The following is a 16,669-nucleotide window of genomic DNA, read 5'->3' as shown; positions in this document are numbered from 1 at the left end:
TTGTTATGAAGCCCACAGTAGATATATGTCACAAGATAGCTGCTTTTTCGATATATATATATGCTGTGAAAGTTGGGCTGAAGTATCTGGAGCATAAAAATAGTTAAAAACTACAAATAAAAAGGTTTTGTGACTTACGTATAAACGTTTGTATGTTCAGGCAGTGCTGCGAGAACAACTGTGTCGAACAGGAAAGCCTCTAGGAGAATCTGCAATCTCTAGTGGAGTCATCAGAACAAACTAAAAAAGCGGATTTTTAGAAGTTAGTAGTACTAAGTGGATTTTCATAAATAACTTGATATCTTTTAGCATCTTATTTTGTTTTACTGCCTATAAATTATGTCAATAACTATTTAATTATAGCTATTATTTATTACTATCTTTTGGATGCCCAATTCCCTCACTATAGTAAGATGTGCGCTCACTATCTCAAATATTATTATATTTATTAAATAGAAATTACAATTGACGTAAAGAGGTAAGTAATGGCAATTAAATTGACAGTTCCGGATATCAAAGGTGATGACTGCGCCAAGAAAATAACTAAATCTATTCAGACTATGGAATCTGATGCCAAAGTAGATGTGAACGTTAATGCAAAAACTGTAACTGTAGAAGCTGCGGCTTCTGAAGAGACAATTAAACAGATAGTCCAATCTGCTGGGTATACTATAGAAGGCTATTAATTACATTTATAAATTTCTGAGGAGATTTAGATGAAGTAATTTAGCTAGCACAATTGCTTAGTCATATATTCGCCCGGAAAACGGGCGGAATATTATTAATTGCTCTACTTAATAAAAAATATTTTCCTGTTCTGACATCCTTGAAATACTTGGCTTTCTACCTGACTTATAAGCTGTAACATATACAGCTAAAGACTGTAGAATTTTGAAACTATTACTGTATATTTGTTTGATCTGAACAACTTGTTAAAATTCCGGGACTCGTTTTCAAGTACGAATTAACATCGGGTCATAAATTTGACATTCCTGAACTCCATAATTGCCCAAAATCAAGCTAGCCTGCTCAAGCTCTTTGTCTGTGCCACTAACGATAAGTATGTAATTGCCTTGAGAAATTTGCTCGTTGTAAAAACGTGCCCATTCATCTGCTATTCCTAGCCTCATAGCGTCAAAGCGCTCACTTAAATTAATACCAGTTAACCCAATAAGTTGAGAAAAGTCTTTGCAAATTAAAGACATCTGGTTTGCTGAAAAACCTGCTATGTACATATCGTTAATTGCAGATTTAGCATTATCTATGTTATCAAAACAACTAACAGCATACTTACTTAAAATCCCACTTTTATTAGGAATGGTAGTAGCAGGATTTGTAGGTAATTGCTCACTACTTAGAGGCTCGTAAATACCAAACTCTTCAATACCCCAACGCTGTAGGATTGCTTCTACTTTAGCAATTTCAAAAGATGTACAATCCACGATTATGAAATAGTGCCCATGCTCTACTCGCTCGTTATACGCTCTAGCTTGCTCTTCCGATATTCCCCAACCAACTAGCGCACCAGCAAAAGTGCCAGTAGCAGCACCAATACTTGCACCAACAAGGGTTGTAACCAAAGCAGTTGCAGCTGCGCCAGCCAGCATTATTGGCCCAACTCCAGGGATTGCTAAAGTCCCAAGACCTACTAATAAACCAGTCAATCCACCAACAGCGCCCCCTGAAAGCCCTCCTACTGTTGCACCTTCGTCGGCTTTATCACCAGTGCGCTCTTTAATTTCATCCTCGGTAATTTCATGATTGCGATCTGCATTCTGTACAACTACAGATACTTTGTCCATCGCCAAGCCAGAATCTCTCAACTCATGTAGGGCCTGTTCTGCATCTCGACGATGAGTAAATACGCCTACAGCACGTTGATATTGACTTAAAACCATTATTACTCCTTGGTAGCAGGGTCAATTAATTCCCCACATATCTAGTTTTTCATTACCTTGTAATGTTAAATACAATCTAATTTAACTCGGAACTATCCTAAGTAATAAAAATTATTATGGTTAAGGCAAGAGACGCGATGAATCGCCGTCTCTACAATAATCAGTCTTTCGTGCTGATGAAAACCCGACCAACGGATTATTTTGTTTAAAAAATCTGTTGATCGGGTTTAGCCATTCACAAAAAATCAGCTGAGATTACCCTCTGTCTACTTTGATAGTTTTGGCGCGAAGAGAATGCGGTTGTCATTAATGCTATCAAATGTAGGTGTAGACCAGCGATCGACTACTTTGCCAATAATTGACATTTCTTGAACTAAGCGGTCAAATTTATCAGGGGTGAGAGATTGCGGCCCGTCAGATAAAGCTTTTGCGGGATTGGGGTGAACTTCAATCATCAAGGCATCTGTACCAGCTGCGATCGCAGCCATTGCCATAGATGGAACATATTCAGACCTACCCGTACCGTGACTAGGATCAATCATAATCGGTAAATGGGTGAGCGATCGCAATACCGGAAGCACAGATAAATCTAAAGTATTGCGGGCATATTTACCATCAAAGGTTCTGATTCCCCGTTCACAAAGAATCACATTTGGGTTTCCTGATGCCAAAATATATTCTGCTGCCATCAGCCACTCGTCAATTGTGGCAGACATCCCCCGCTTCAGCAGCACTGGTTTATCTTGAGCGCCTACCTTTTTGAGCAACGAAAAATTGTGCATATTCCGCGCTCCGATTTGGATTATGTCAGCTGTTCTCGCCACTGCTGATAAATCGGCAGCATCCATCAATTCTGTGACGATACCCAAACCAGTAGCTTCCCGTGCTGCTGCTAATAAATCTAAAGCGCTTTCACCATAACCTTGAAACGCATAAGGTGAAGTGCGAGGTTTGTAAGCTCCGCCACGCAGAAACTGCGCTCCTGCTGCCTTCACGCGCTTTGCGGTTTCGACAATCATCGCTTCGTTCTCAACGGAACAAGGCCCAGCTACCACCACAATAGGGTGATGTTCGCCAAAATAGACATCACCATTAGGTGTAGGAACGACAACTTCGCTGGCTTCTCCATGTCGGAATTCTCGGCTTACCCGCTTGAAAGGTTGTTGCACCCGTAATACTTGCTCAATCCAAGGGCTGAACTCTTGAACCTGTAATTTATCGATGCTAGTGGTATCACCAATTAGCCCTAAGACAACTTTATGAGTGCCAATGCTTTTTTCTACCGTGACTTTCCAAGTGTCACTCAGTTCTTGGCTGATGCGAGTAATTTCCTCAACAGGTGTACCGTTCTTAAGTATGATAATCATCTGTTTTTCCTTGTGTATGTTTTTGGGTCTAAATAGGATTAAAAGGGCGGTTAGAAACCGCATTTATACGAGGTAAAACCTACTCCGTGGGTTTTACAATACGGTTGGGTTAAGGGTTATTGGTGTAGATAATTGGTTTTTCAAGACGCGATAAATCGCGTCTCTACATGAGGGTTTCAAACCTCAATTTTTTCTTAGGCTGTGCTGCGCCTCTACCTTGGTGATTCGTGCAAAAATTCAGCAAGTTGTTCTAGTTTTGTCCAAGCTGCGCCGCTTTGCAGAATTTCCTTCGCAAGGGTAATACCTTTGACACAACCGGCTAAAATATCCGTTTCTCCATGAATGGCTTCACCAACTTGGAGTGCCAGGGCTGTATTTAAAGCGACAACATCCTGCTGCGCTTGAGTGCCTTTCCCTTGGAGAACTGCTTTCAAGATTTCGGCATTTTCTTGGACATCTCCACCGTGCAATGCAGCAGTTGGGGCAAAATTCAAACCAAGTTCTTGAGGGTTCAGCGTTAGAGAACGCACCTTTTTATCTTGGAGTACAGCTAAATCGGTGACATCTGCTAAACCAGCTTCATCTAAACGTTCGCGTCCATGAACTGCGATCGCTTGCTGACATCCCAATTGGGATAAAGCTTGCACAATCTCCTCTAGTAGAAGCGGATCGTTCACACCAATAATCTGCCCCGTTGGTCGCATGGGATTTACTAGCGGGCCGAGTAAGTTAAACACAGTCCGCACCTTCAAAGTTTTTCGTAAATTAGCGATCGCTTTGAGTGCAGGATGCCAACCGGGAGCAAACAAAAAGGTGATTCCAACTTCACCCACTGCGGCTTGTACTTTTTCAGGAGTGGCGTTGAGATTTATCCCCAAAGCTTCCAGCACATCAGCCGAACCGGTCTTGCTAGATGCCGAACGATTGCCATGTTTAGCAACTTTTACCCCGGCGGCGGCAGCAACAAAGGCAACAGCAGTGGAGATATTAAAGGTGGAAGCGCCATCTCCACCAGTTCCGCAGGTGTCAATTAAGGGAGTATGTAGAGACGCGATTAATCGCGTCTCTGAAGATTGCGATTGTAAGACGCTGGCCATGCCTACCAATTCTTCGGCGGATACGCCTTTAGCTTGAATTGCGGCTAAAATCGCTCCTGATAGGACATCCGGAATGGCATTTGTGAGCCAACCTTGCATGAGATCCGCAGCTTGGGGAACCGTCAACGATTGCCGATTTAGCAACTGTTGTAATAAAGCTGGCCAGTTGTAGAACTCAGAAGGGATGTAGGTGTTATCAGGTGGAATTTGAGTTAGAGCTATCATAATTAGTCATTAGTCATTAGTCATTAGTCATTAGTCATTAGTCATTGGTCATTGGTCATTGGTCATTAGTCATTAGTCATTGGTCATTTGTGATTTACGAAGGACAAAGGACAAATGACAAATAACAAATTAAGGAATAAGGACTTTGGCGACGGTTTGCACGTCTTTGTCACCTCTACCGGAGCAATTGATGACGATGCGGGGACTGCCTTTTAACTGAGGACAAAGGGTTTCGAGATATGCGATCGCATGAGCAGTTTCCAAAGCTGGGATAATTCCCTCTAGTTGCGAAAGTCTTTGAAATGCATCTAACGCCTGTTTATCAGTCACACTGTAATATTCGGCGCGACCAAGATCCTTTAAATAACTATGCTCAGGACCAACGCCGGGATAATCTAATCCGGCACTAATTGAATGGGCTTCGATGACTTGACCATCATCATCTTGCAATAAATAGCTCATTGCACCATGTAATACACCTATTCTTCCCTTTGTCAAGGTAGCAGCGTGTTTTTCTGTATCTACACCTTCACCTGCCGCTTCCACTCCAATGAGACGCACCGAAGGTTCATGCACAAATTCATTGAATAAGCCGATTGCATTGGAACCTCCACCCACGCAAGCCAGTAGAATATCTGGTAATCCTCCCCATTTATCCTGGGACTGAATGCGGGTTTCTACACCAATTACCGCGTGGAAGTCACGCACAATCATCGGGTAAGGATGAGGCCCGGCAACAGAACCGAGGATGTAATGGGTTGTTTCTACATTCGTAACCCAATCCCGAATTGCTTCAGAAGTTGCATCCTTGAGAGTTCCCGTACCTGCCTCTACTGGGCGAACTTCTGCCCCCATTAATTTCATGCGGAAGACATTTAAGGCTTGGCGTTCCATATCGTGGATGCCCATGTAAATCACACATTTCAAACCAAACCGCGCACACACAGTTGCAGTCGCTACGCCATGTTGTCCTGCGCCTGTCTCTGCAATAATCCGTTGCTTACCCATGCGTTTAGCTAGCAAAACCTGAGCCAAAGCATTATTAATTTTGTGAGCGCCTGTATGATTTAAATCCTCACGCTTTAAATAAATTTGTGGCCCTGTGCCATCTGGTCTAGCGTAGTTTGTTGTCAGGCGTTCAGCAAAATATAATGGGCTGGGTCGTCCGACGTAATCGCGCAGTAGGTTTTGCAGTTCTGCTTGGAAACTCGGCTCATCGCGATATTGATGAAACGCTGCTTCTAACTCACTTAATGCAGGCATTAAGGTTTCGGGGACGTATTTACCGCCAAATCTTCCAAACCTGCCCAAAGAATCTGGTTGGATAGTTGCAGTCTTGATGTCTTGTATGCTTACCACTAGTTAAAATCCTTTTATGTTCAAGTATTTTTTACTTTCGTTCTAACTTTTTAGAACTTATGCCACAGCTAAAATCATCTTTGCGTTTTCCTTTCCCAGGTTTCGTAGGTATAGCCCAGTTCCCTGTGATTCAAAACGTCTATAGGGCGTACCAAATCATCAGAGTCAAAATTTGGTAATAGGGATAGTAAATTTCCTAACGCTGTAGCTTTGGGGGTAGACATACCACCGTCCCAAGGCCACATTAGGTCTTTAAGATTGTGTCCATAAGGCTGGCCATTGGCAGGATAAAAATCGCTACCTTTATGACCGTTTTCTTGCCATTCAGCCCAGAGGCGGTCTGCGTTCGCATGATGCAACCAAAACACTGGGTCATAAGGGGAACTTGGTATATTGCTCATGGTACCCAAACCCTTAAATGTTATGGGTGTCGTACTTGCGTCTATCCGTACCCCGCCGACTAAGCCATGAATGTAATTGTGGATGAATCCTCCAGGGGTGACTTTACCCTGTTCATCTACAGAGATAAATCCTTCCAACGCTGGGCGAAATAGAGAATAGTTATTAAGACTCAGGGCACGCTCAATATCTTTTTTGGGCACTGGGTAATCACTGGCAGGAGGTACTTTTAGAAAGCGTACAAGTGATGTACCTAATGATGTTCCGGTATCAGGGTCAATGTTTAATGCTGGATTCATAAGCCAGCCATTTACAGCAGCAAAAGCCCCAGTTTGTACAGGCCCGCCTGTAAAATCTCCCTGATTTGGAATTTTGATGGTTACTCCTTGACCGTTAGAACCAAGAAAGTCATCGTTAAAAATAACATCAAGTGCTTTGGCATCTGTCCAATCCCAGTATGGGAGAGTAACAGTTCGGTCTACTGCTTGCAAAGCTTGTTCAAATCTACGGATATATTCTCGATGCCAAGGGAAAAATGCAGCATTTTCATGAGCAAGTTCCTGAACGGAACCATCGGAATGTCCTTTATGGTTATGAATCAAGCGTGTTGCCCCTAGATGTATGGCAACGAATTGATCGTAAATACTGAGCTTGCTACCTGCGGGAATTGTAGTTTTTAAGGTTTTGATAGCTTTGACAAAGGCTGCTTTCTCTGCTGGTGTCAGGTCAGTCACGTTCTTTCTTACAGCTAATTGAGCGTACTGTCCCCGAAGATTTTCATACCTATAGTGTTTGTCTTGTCCGTAGCCAATGCGATCGTGGGCGAAGACTGTAACAGCACAGGCGCTAACTATAAGTAAGCTATAGATTAATATTTTGACAGATTTCAGCAGGAGTTTCATAGCCAAGATTTCCTTTATATTTCTTCCTTTGCGACCTTTGCGCCCTTTGCGGTTCGTTATTTTTTATCGAACCACAGAGGCGCAGAGGGTACAGAGAGGGAAGAAAGAGAGAGTTTTTTATTTTGCGGAAACAACTTGTTGCAGGGATAATGGGGTTATTGCTGCTTTCAGTTCCCGACAAAGCTTTTCTACTGCTTGTAATCTTTCTGTTGGACTACCTTCAGCTAAACGTTTGACAAAGGCGCTACCAACAATCACGGCATCTGCTCCCCATTCCATGACTTGATGCGCTTGTTCTGGCCCTGAAATACCAAAACCAACGCCAATGGGTTTATCAGTGACGCTTCGCAAATCTGTGATTAAATCTTTTACCCGGTCTTGGATTTGAGCGCGGATACCTGTTACACCTGTAACGCTGACCAGGTAGATAAAACCTTGAGATTGACGAGCGATCGCTAAAATTCTATCTTTAGAACTGGTAGGAGCTACGAGTAAAATTACCTCAATCCCAAAAGATGCAGCAGTTTGGATTAATTCTTCGGCTTCTTCTAAGGGTAAGTCTGGCACTACTAAGCCTTGCACCCCAACAGCAGCAATTTGGGCCAAAAATGTCTTAATACCCCGGTGCAAAATGGGATTGTAATAAGTAAATAGAATTATCGGCGCTTTCAGGGTAGGAGTTACAGCTTCCAACATCTCTAATACTTGTTCTAATTTCGTCCCTTTTTGCAAAGCGCGAGTTGCTGCTGCTTGAATTACAGGCCCATCTGCGAGAGGATCGGAGTAGGGAATGCCCAACTCGATGAAGTCTGCACCATTACGATCTAAGATGCGTAAAGCTTGGGCAGTGGTTTCTAAGTTAGGATCGCCTGCTGTGATAAAGGGGATTAAAGCACACTGTTGGCGAGTCTCCTGCGGAGAAGCTTCTCCTGACGGAGACGCTTCGCGAACGCTAACGCGTAAAGTTTGAAAGGAATTGGAGATAGAGGTCATTTTGAAAAATAGTTAATGATTAGTTAATAGTTTTGGAAGAATCAACATTTAGGAATTAGCAATACCCACGCTATATTTGTTTTTGTTGAGTCTTTTAGCTCCATTAACGAGCCTTTTATCTCCGTTAATGAGGCTTTTATCTCCGTTAATGAGGCTTTTAGCTCCGTTAATGAGTCTTTTATCTCCATTAATGAGTCTTTTATCTCCGTTAACGAGTCTTTTAGCTCCGTTAATGAGTCTTTTATCTCCGTTAACGAGTCTTTTAGCTCCGTTAATGAGGCTTTTATCTCCGTTAACGAGTCTTTGAACTCCGTTAATGAGGCTTTTATCTCCGTTAATGAGTATCAGAGCTTCATTTTTTAGGTTTACCTCAGCTCTCAGCACTCAAAAGACTACGTACAGCTTGTTCTATATCGCTTTGTTTAACTAAAGACTCTCCTACTAAAACGGCACGGACACCAGCTTCAGCAACAAGAGATAAATCAGCAGGTGTATGGAGTCCAGATTCACTGACGACAGTGATATCCAAACTTTGCAAATATTGCTGACGCTGTGCTAAGAGTTGCTGTGTTATTCCTAAATCAACCGTAAAATCTTCTAGATTGCGATTGTTGATTCCTACTAAATGTAAGTCGTCAAGTTTTAGCACCCTGTCCAGTTCAGCCAAAGTATGGACTTCTACCAGTGTATTCATGCCCAAATCGTGAATCACTTTCAGAAAGTTTTGCAGTTCTTGGTCTGATAAAATAGCAGCAATCAACAAAACTGCATCTGCGCCTGCTGTCCGTGCTAGATAGATTTGATAAGGATCAATGATGAATTCTTTGCACAGTAGGGGTAATGCAACGTGCGATCGCACATTACGCAGATTATCAAAACTGCCCTGAAAAAACTTATGATCAGTGAGGACTGATAGACAAGCTGCACCAACTCGTTCATAAGCTTGAGCGATCGCTACTGGGTCAAAATCTGCCCGAATAATCCCACGGCTGGGTGATGCCTTTTTTACCTCGGCAATTAAGCTAGGTTGGTTAGGATTTTGTTGTAAAGCAGCTAAGAAATTTCGGATAGTTGGAGCCGTAATTAACTGCTGTTGCAAAGAAGCTAAAGGAAATTCCTGCTGCATTTGTGCAACTTCTTGCCTTTTATGCAACACAATCTCTTCAAGGATATGGCGAGAAGTGGTAACTTGGTTAGTCATAAAATGCTTGAGTGAATGGGGAAATAATTAATTATTCTCGTTTCCAGATTCCATCTGGGAATGCATACAATACGGTTTAGTTAAGGGCTACTGGCAAAAATTTTGGGTTTTTGAGACGCGATAAATCGCCGTCTCTACAAGTATTGGGAATGCATGGGAACGAGGCACTTTTGACAAATGACTAATGACCAATGACTAATGACTCTTCGATCTGTGTATATGCACGCACCACATTTTTAATTATTTCCAGACCGACTTCTCCCGCTAAAGTCATGATTGATTCTGGATGAAACTGAACGGCGGCGATGGGAAGTGTCTGATGTTCAATACCCATAATTACGTTGTCATCAGAAATCGCTGTCACTTTCAGTTCTTTCGGTAAATACTGCGGGAGAGCAAATAATGAGTGATATCTACCCACGGTAAAGGATTCTGGTAAATTCTTGAAGGTAACGGAATCGGAATCAGTAACGAAAATCCGTGAAGATTTCCCATGTTGAGGATAGTTGAGAACTCCCAATTGTCCATCAAAAGCTTCAACAATGCTTTGCAGCCCTAGACAAACTCCAAAAATGGGAATTTTGCGATGAAGAAGCGCCCCGACAGTCTGGGGAACCCGAAAATCACTTGGTCTACCAGGGCCAGGAGATAAAACAACTAAGTCAGGGCGTTCTGTATCGAATAGCGATTCTGAGAAACCATGACGTAATGTGGTGACGCTTGCACCAGTTTGGCGAATGTAATTAGCTAATGTATGAACAAAAGAGTCTTCATAATCTATTAGTAAGATGCGTTTGCCAGTTGCCGCACAAGGTAGGATTTTAGCTGATTTTATGGAACTGGATTCATCAATTTTGTGACTGCTTTGCTTAACACGGCGAATCGTTTCAAATAAAGCAGCAGCTTTAGTAATTGTTTCTTGTTCTTCTGCTTGGGGTATGGAGTCATAAAGGACAGTCGCCCCAACTCGCACTTCGGCGATGCAGTCTTTTAATCGGATTGTCCGCAGAATTAAGCCAGTATTTAAATTTCCATTGAAATTTAAATAACCGACTGCGCCACCATACCAACGTCGGGCGCTACGTTCGTGCTGCTCAATAAAATCTATTGCGGCTTTTTTGGGTGCGCCGGTGACTGTAACCGCCCAAGTGTGGGAAAGAAAGGCATCTAAAGCATCAAATTGCGATCGCAGTGTCCCCTCAACATGATCTACTGTATGAATTAAGTGGCTGTATAATTCAATTTGGCGACGGCCAATGACTTGTACCGAACCAGGTTCGCAGATTCGGGATTTGTCATTGCGATCGACATCAGTACACATGGTCAACTCAGCTTCATCTTTGTGGGAGTTGAGTAACTGACGAATTTGCACCGCATCATCAAGAGCATCTTGTCCCCGGCTAATAGTGCCGCTAATGGGGCAAGTTTCTACGCGCCTACCTTCAACCCGCACAAACATTTCTGGAGATGCACCAATCAGATATTCTCCACCTAAATTAAAAATAAACCCATAAGGGCTAGGATTTATTTCCTTTAAGGTGTTAAATAGTTTGCTGGGTTCTTCTTCATAGCCCTCAAAAAAGTTTTGACTAGGAACCACTTCAAATAAATCGCCTCGGCGAAAATAATCGAGCGCACCCTCAACTTTTTTGGCATACTCGCCTACTTTATGGTCAGCAGTTTGATTTGGGAGAAGATGTTTTCCGCGATAGTCTACAGACTCACCTGTTCGAGGAAGATTATTAGTGCTGCCATGCACTGTTTCAAATTCATATTCTAGACGAAATGCACGTTGCTGATAGTAGTCAACAACTATCAAGTCATCAGGCAGATAAAGCACTAAATCCCGTTGATCTTTAGGACGTTCTAGGCGTTGGGTAATTGGTTCAAACTGAAAAACTAAGTCATAACCAAATGCACCATACAATCCTAAGTGCTCGTCTTCTTGACTAGAAAAAGTATATAGAATTTCACGAATAACAGTAAATGCTGAAGGTTGTTTACTGCGTTCTTCTTCAGCAAATAGTTTTTTTGCAGGTTTAATAAAGCCGACAATATACTTCTCCTCTTGGCTAATTTTCTCAAGTTGTTCTGACTGAGATAGCTGTTCTAGAAGTAATGGTAAAAGAACTTCACCGCGTTCATTCAACGCTATCAAAGTAAAAGCATTTCCCTGTGTAGTCAATTCCAATGGTGGATTGACAAATCCGATCGCCCATCTCTTATATCTGCCTGGATATTCATAGCTGCTCCTTAGCAAACCTCCACGCTGAGAATTTAAGCGAAACAGAATATCTTCCAGGGCAATGCCCATCTTCACTTCGGTGATGGAGCGAGAAACACTTACACCACCAGGGGTTTTGTAGGAACGGGAATCAAAAATCATGGGGAATTTCTCTGAAATATTTATTAGTCAGCAGCCCTTAATCATTATTGATAACTATCTTCAAATTAAAAACAAATCTAGATAAATCTATGTCAAATTAATTCAAATTATCTAAATCTGTAGATCCGTTTATAAAGATGTAATGAAAAACTTTTTGCTTCTTATTTAAGTGTACTAGATATCAAACAGATAATACATTGAATAATTTTTCGATTAGGTGTCAATTTATTCGCTTTTTATACTGCTTTTCAAGTACATTTCCTGAGAATACTGTTTGAAATTCTTCGCCTCCCTCTAAGGTAGTAGATAATCTCACAAGTTAGTAGTGAAAAATTGTCTTGTATCAAATCTTAGTGTTCCTACCCTGCGGGAAGGCAAAGCACCTATGCATTTAAAATTCACTCCTCAATGCCACCAAAAATAATCCTAAAACTCGCGCAACAGGGATATTGCTTGCCTGTACAAAAATAAATCCACCTTGTGAACTTCAATTGCTTTTCCAATGCGTTGTAGCAGCGTTAAAGTCAATTCTCCACCCAAGTGTTCGCGGAACTCGGTTAAACCCCGGAACAGACAATGAGGATGTTCCAGTTGTGATAACTTCTCAGCTAGTTCTGGCACATACAATGTGAAACCCAACGCTGATAAAGTATTTAATATCTGTTGCCACTCTGAACAATCAAGCAGTCCGACTAAATAAGAGTAGGTGCTATCCAAAGCGATACCGATCGCAACTGCTTCGCCATGACGCAAGCGATAATTTGTCAAATGCTCTAGTTTATGAGCCGCCCAATGTCCAAAATCCAAGGGACGAGACGAACCCATTTCAAAAGGATCGCCGCTATTGGCAATATGTTCTAGGTGTAACTGGGCGCAACGATAGATAACCTGTTGCATGGTATCCATGTCTCGCTGCGCCAGGGCTGCGGTGTGAGAGTGGATAAAATCAAAAAAGTTAGCATCCTTAATCAGCGCCACTTTGACGGCTTCTGCAATCCCAGAACGCCAATCGCGATCGTCTAGAGTTGTCAAAAAGGCAGAGTCATTTATAACTGCATAAGGTGGCGCAAATGTGCCGAGAAAGTTCTTTTTACCAAAAGCATTGATGCCGTTTTTTACGCCAACCCCAGAATCATTTTGTGCTAACACCGTCGTCGGAACCCGAATCAGGCGAATTCCCCGGTGAGCAGTTGCAGCAGCATATCCTACCAAATCCAATACAGCCCCGCCCCCGATCGCTAATATGTAGGAATGGCGACATAATCCGGCTGCTTCAATCTGTTGCTGGATTTGATCTACTAAAGTGCGATCGTTTTTGGCAGCTTCTCCTCCCGAAATTATCATCGGTTCGGCTGCGATCGCTAGTATCTCTGCATAAAACTTGGTATACGCTACTAATTGCTTAACCAATTCCGGTTGATGCTGCAATATTCCTGCGTCTACTATCGCTACAACTTTCTTCGGCTTTGTCTCCCCATCCGCTGAAATAACTTGAGCTAAGGTGGGGTTTTTCAACTCAAATAAATTTTGGGTGAAGTAAACCTCGTAGTTAAAAGTAACCGAAACCCGTTGATGGATTGGTTGCAGGCTGAATCTACTTTTTTGCTTGATGTCAACTACCATATTTTTGCTGATATATCTATAAGTGCGGCACGATTCAAAGCTTGAAGGAACATTTCTACCGAGTGAGAACCATTTATCTTGACTTTATTGTTGATGATGAAGAACGGCACGCTGTTGATGTCATGTGGCCGAGCAAATATTGATTCTGCCACAAAGGATTTAACCGCAGCATCATCACTCAATTGCAGCCGTAATTCCCTAGAATCCATTTGGTAAGCTCTACCTATGGCAATCAGAACGTCAATATCTCCGATGTTCAAACCGTCTTCAAAGTAAGCTTTATAAATGGCTTCTACGACATCGTTTTTTACCTTTGCGGGTGCGAGTGCAATCAGTTGGTGGGAAAGCTTAGTATTGATAGCCAAACGGATTTTGTCAAAATTTAGCTTGACTCCAGCCGCCTTCCCGGCATATTGCGTAGAATCAAACATATATTGTAATTCTTCCGCTTTGATGCCTTTTCTATTTCGCATAAAGCTGCGAAATTCGTACCCGTCAGCAGGAACGGTATTATCGAGAATAAAGGGATGCCAGCGGATATCTACTTCTTTTTCTGCCCATTGTGCTAGTGCATCAAACAAATGCTTTTTCCCTATTCTGCACCAAGGGCAAACGGGATCGTGAAAGATGTCTATCAGCATAGCTCTTATTCTTTAAATGCTAATATTTGTGTGCATCTGTGGTTTAAAATCTCGTTGGACAGTTGTGTTTAAAGGCTGGAGAAAAGTGTTAATTTTCTCCTCAAAAAAGCTTTGAGTATTTTCAAATTCTTGAATTAATGCGTCTCTATCTTTCCTCGCCACCAGTCTCGCTAAACGGCTGTAAGTATTAGCTAAAAAGCTAATTGCATTACATCTTTCTTCTGTAGCTAGCATAATATCCACACATAATTGAGGGTTTTGGGAAAATAAACGTTTAACAATGTCAATTTCTTGACGATAGTTAGGAGTTGACATTGTTAGGCTCTGCTCTATATCAATTTTTTTATGTGCCAAGAAAACGCCAAGACTAAATCTACAGAAGTGCTGCGTTGCTTGAACAATCACCATCATTTGATCGTGTTCTTCAGGCGTGCTAACAATTAACTCTCCACCTTGACTTTTAATTAAGTCTAATAACCATTGAAATGAATCATCGTTCCGACCTAGACATATCACCACTTTTTGTCCGAAGAACGATTTGATATTTGGTCCAAACATTGGGTGTAAACCCATGACTGGGCCTGAATGGTGTTCGAGCATTGCTTGAGTTGCCTGTGTTTTAATACTCGTGATGTCACACAAAGCTGTAGCTGGGCTAAGGTATTTAGCTGCACGCTTGATAACATCAACTGTATGCTTAATGGGAACGCTTACTAAGACTAATTCTGCTTGACTCAACAGTTGATCTGCATATTCCCAATCCTCGTGTTCGAGAATGCTAACATTGTGACCTACTGTCGAAAGCTGCTCTTGAAATAATCTTCCCATCCTGCCGCGTCCACCAATGATCGTAATTTGTCTGGGACTGACATGATTTGTTGCAGATTTAGGAATCAGAGTCGCATGGCAACTCTTTAGCACACCTGCCCAAACAGACTCAGGAATACCAGCTTGAGCGAGTAGGGGAGCGACATCAGCTAGTTGTTCATCTAGAGAAGGAAGTTCTGATGCTGCTAATAATGATAGGCGATCGCTAAGTAGAGCGATCAAGCTTTGGTCAGTTTTTTTAAGCTGATCTGAATTTGTCATTTGTCATTTGTCATTAGTCATTTGTCATTAGTCCTTGAGAGACTACGCGCACACGGGGCTTGGTTTTAATTAGCCCGATATGATTGGTTTTTTCGCCCACAAGGGATGAGGTATGTACCAAAAACTCTTTATCAACAAGTGATTCCTTAGAACTTAATTCGGGCAATATATCCAAAGTTGTTGCTTCTTTGGCAAGAATATTAGAAAATAGTTCTTCATATCGATCTAGCGCTTGCTCAAAGGAATAGTTTTCTACCGCAAACTTTCTTCCTTTGCGGCCTAATTGCGCTGCTAATTCCGGCTGATTATATAAATCTAATACCGCACTTGCTAAAGCATCTGCGGACTCTGGCTCAACAATAATACCGCCGCCACTTTCTTTGATAGCTTTAGCAGCAGTCCCAGTGGCGGGAACTGAACCAACAATTGGGCGACCACTGGCTAACAGCAGTGGTATTTTAGAAGGCATATTGAAGGAAATCACATTGCTCTTTTGGACAATCAACCCGACATCTGCGGCTGCTAACATTTGCGGTAGTTTTTCTCGCGGTTGCAACGGTAGCAGCAAAACGTTATCTGCTCCACAAGCAAGACAATGTTTTTGCAACCTTTCCAGAGCTTGGGATTCGCCTGCGATCGCAAAGACAATATCATTAATATGACGCAACCGAGCTGCTGCTTCTATTACTGTCTCCAAACCTTGCGTCAGAGCAATATTACCTGAATAAAGCACTACAAATTTACCATCGAGTAGATGGGTAGCTCTCCAGGAATTTTTCTCCTGCGGTAAAGGGCGGATAAAATTTAGATTCACCCAATTTGGAATGCAGGCAATTTTATTAGCCGGTACACCTTTATTTATTAAATTATCTACAAAGCCATCAGCAATTACGCTAATGGTATGTGCAGTTCGGTAGGCAAATTTCTCTAAAGTTTCCAGAGCTTGAATCATCAACTTATTTTTAATCAGCCCAACACGCACAGCAGCTTCCGGGAGGATATCTTGCACATTCAGCACTACTGGGCAGTTATATAGCCAAGCTATTAAGGTTGCAGGTAAACAAACTAGTAGCGGCGGCACTGTTAAGAGAATTACATCAGGTCGTTCGCCCTTGAGAGCTTGTGGCAAACTCGTAAAAACAAAGCTCAACTCTAGCAGTAGCCTGTCCACAAGGTTAGGTTTAGACTTAATCCGCAGGTAACTACGTTGAATGGTGACACCATTTTTTTGTTCAGTAACATATAACTTACCCCGATAGCGATCGTAAATCTGACGCTGAGGGTAGTTAGGCATACCTGTGATTACCCGCACTTGGTGCCCTCGCTTTACCAGCCCTTCTGCTAGTTCAGTCATCAAAGGTGCAATACCAATTGGCTCTGGATAATAATTGTATGAATAAATCAGAATGTGCATGAGCTATTAATGTCCTGAAAGCACCTTGATAATGTTGGCTTTGTTGTGCAATTTTGATCTCCCTTGTTCTGAAAA

Annotated in this window: 14 protein-coding genes; 1 reads left to right on the top strand and 13 read right to left on the bottom strand. The window is 42.1% G+C overall.

From position 1 onward, the window contains the following. Positions 1–485 precede the first annotated feature (485 nt). The gene (locus RM347_RS26715; protein ID WP_322717078.1) at positions 486–686 is read left to right on the top strand and encodes a heavy-metal-associated domain-containing protein; all 201 of its coding nucleotides are present in this window, start codon (positions 486–488) and stop codon (positions 684–686) included. Positions 687–953: 267 nt separating this feature from the next. On the opposite strand, the gene RM347_RS26710 is transcribed toward RM347_RS26715, so the two are convergent. The 13 genes from RM347_RS26710 to RM347_RS26650 all read right to left on the bottom strand — a co-directional run bounded on the left by RM347_RS26710 (position 954) and on the right by RM347_RS26650 (position 16,594). Further along, the gene (locus RM347_RS26710) at positions 954–1,898 is read right to left on the bottom strand and encodes a general stress protein (RefSeq protein ID WP_322717079.1); all 945 of its coding nucleotides are present in this window, start codon (positions 1,896–1,898) and stop codon (positions 954–956) included. 266 nt (positions 1,899–2,164) lie between these two features. Further along, on the bottom strand, positions 2,165–3,265 hold the full coding sequence (gene aroF / locus RM347_RS26705; protein ID WP_322717080.1) for a 3-deoxy-7-phosphoheptulonate synthase: 1,101 nt from the start codon (positions 3,263–3,265) through the stop codon (positions 2,165–2,167). Between the two features lie 212 nt (positions 3,266–3,477). Continuing rightward, positions 3,478–4,587: an anthranilate phosphoribosyltransferase gene (gene trpD, locus RM347_RS26700; protein WP_322717081.1), complete on the bottom strand. Its 1,110-nt coding sequence runs from the start codon at positions 4,585–4,587 to the stop codon at positions 3,478–3,480. 129 nt (positions 4,588–4,716) lie between these two features. Further along, positions 4,717–5,946 (bottom strand): tryptophan synthase subunit beta, encoded by a 1,230-nt coding sequence (trpB, locus tag RM347_RS26695; RefSeq protein WP_322717082.1) that lies wholly within the window; start codon positions 5,944–5,946, stop codon positions 4,717–4,719. Positions 5,947–6,020: 74 nt separating this feature from the next. Then, the gene (locus RM347_RS26690) at positions 6,021–7,247 is read right to left on the bottom strand and encodes a tyrosinase family protein (RefSeq protein WP_322717083.1); all 1,227 of its coding nucleotides are present in this window, start codon (positions 7,245–7,247) and stop codon (positions 6,021–6,023) included. A 117-nt stretch (positions 7,248–7,364) separates the two neighbouring features. After that, positions 7,365–8,240 (bottom strand): tryptophan synthase subunit alpha, encoded by an 876-nt coding sequence (gene trpA, locus RM347_RS26685; RefSeq protein WP_322717084.1) that lies wholly within the window; start codon positions 8,238–8,240, stop codon positions 7,365–7,367. A gap of 48 nt (positions 8,241–8,288) precedes the next feature. Continuing rightward, positions 8,289–8,624 (bottom strand): hypothetical protein, encoded by a 336-nt coding sequence (locus RM347_RS26680; RefSeq protein ID WP_322717085.1) that lies wholly within the window; start codon positions 8,622–8,624, stop codon positions 8,289–8,291. Then, entirely contained in the window at positions 8,611–9,441 is an 831-nt protein-coding gene (trpC, locus tag RM347_RS26675; RefSeq protein WP_322717086.1) for an indole-3-glycerol phosphate synthase TrpC, read from the bottom strand. The genes RM347_RS26680 and trpC overlap by 14 nt, the downstream gene beginning before the upstream one ends. 181 nt (positions 9,442–9,622) lie before the next feature. Continuing rightward, complete coding sequence (locus tag RM347_RS26670; RefSeq protein ID WP_322717087.1) at positions 9,623–11,827, bottom strand: anthranilate synthase; 2,205 nt, start codon at positions 11,825–11,827, stop codon at positions 9,623–9,625. 426 nt (positions 11,828–12,253) lie between these two features. After that, positions 12,254–13,450 carry a 3-dehydroquinate synthase gene (locus RM347_RS26665; protein ID WP_322717088.1) on the bottom strand — a complete coding sequence of 399 codons (1,197 nt, stop codon included), beginning with the start codon at positions 13,448–13,450 and terminating at the stop codon, positions 12,254–12,256. Then, positions 13,444–14,091 (bottom strand): DsbA family oxidoreductase, encoded by a 648-nt coding sequence (locus RM347_RS26660; protein ID WP_322717089.1) that lies wholly within the window; start codon positions 14,089–14,091, stop codon positions 13,444–13,446. The genes RM347_RS26665 and RM347_RS26660 overlap by 7 nt, the downstream gene beginning before the upstream one ends. Positions 14,092–14,103: 12 nt before the next feature. Then, positions 14,104–15,180 carry a bifunctional chorismate mutase/prephenate dehydrogenase gene (gene tyrA, locus RM347_RS26655; protein ID WP_322717090.1) on the bottom strand — a complete coding sequence of 359 codons (1,077 nt, stop codon included), beginning with the start codon at positions 15,178–15,180 and terminating at the stop codon, positions 14,104–14,106. A gap of 13 nt (positions 15,181–15,193) precedes the next feature. After that, a complete protein-coding gene (locus tag RM347_RS26650; RefSeq protein ID WP_322717091.1) occupies positions 15,194–16,594 on the bottom strand; it encodes a glycosyltransferase family 4 protein in 1,401 nt (466 codons plus the stop codon). Between the last annotated feature and the right edge of the window lie 75 nt (positions 16,595–16,669).

Origin of the sequence: Nostoc sp. ChiQUE02 (genome assembly GCF_034531305.2) — a bacterium.
Lineage (GTDB): Bacteria > Cyanobacteriota > Cyanobacteriia > Cyanobacteriales > Nostocaceae > Nostoc.
This window is presented reverse-complemented; position numbering and strand designations above follow the sequence as displayed.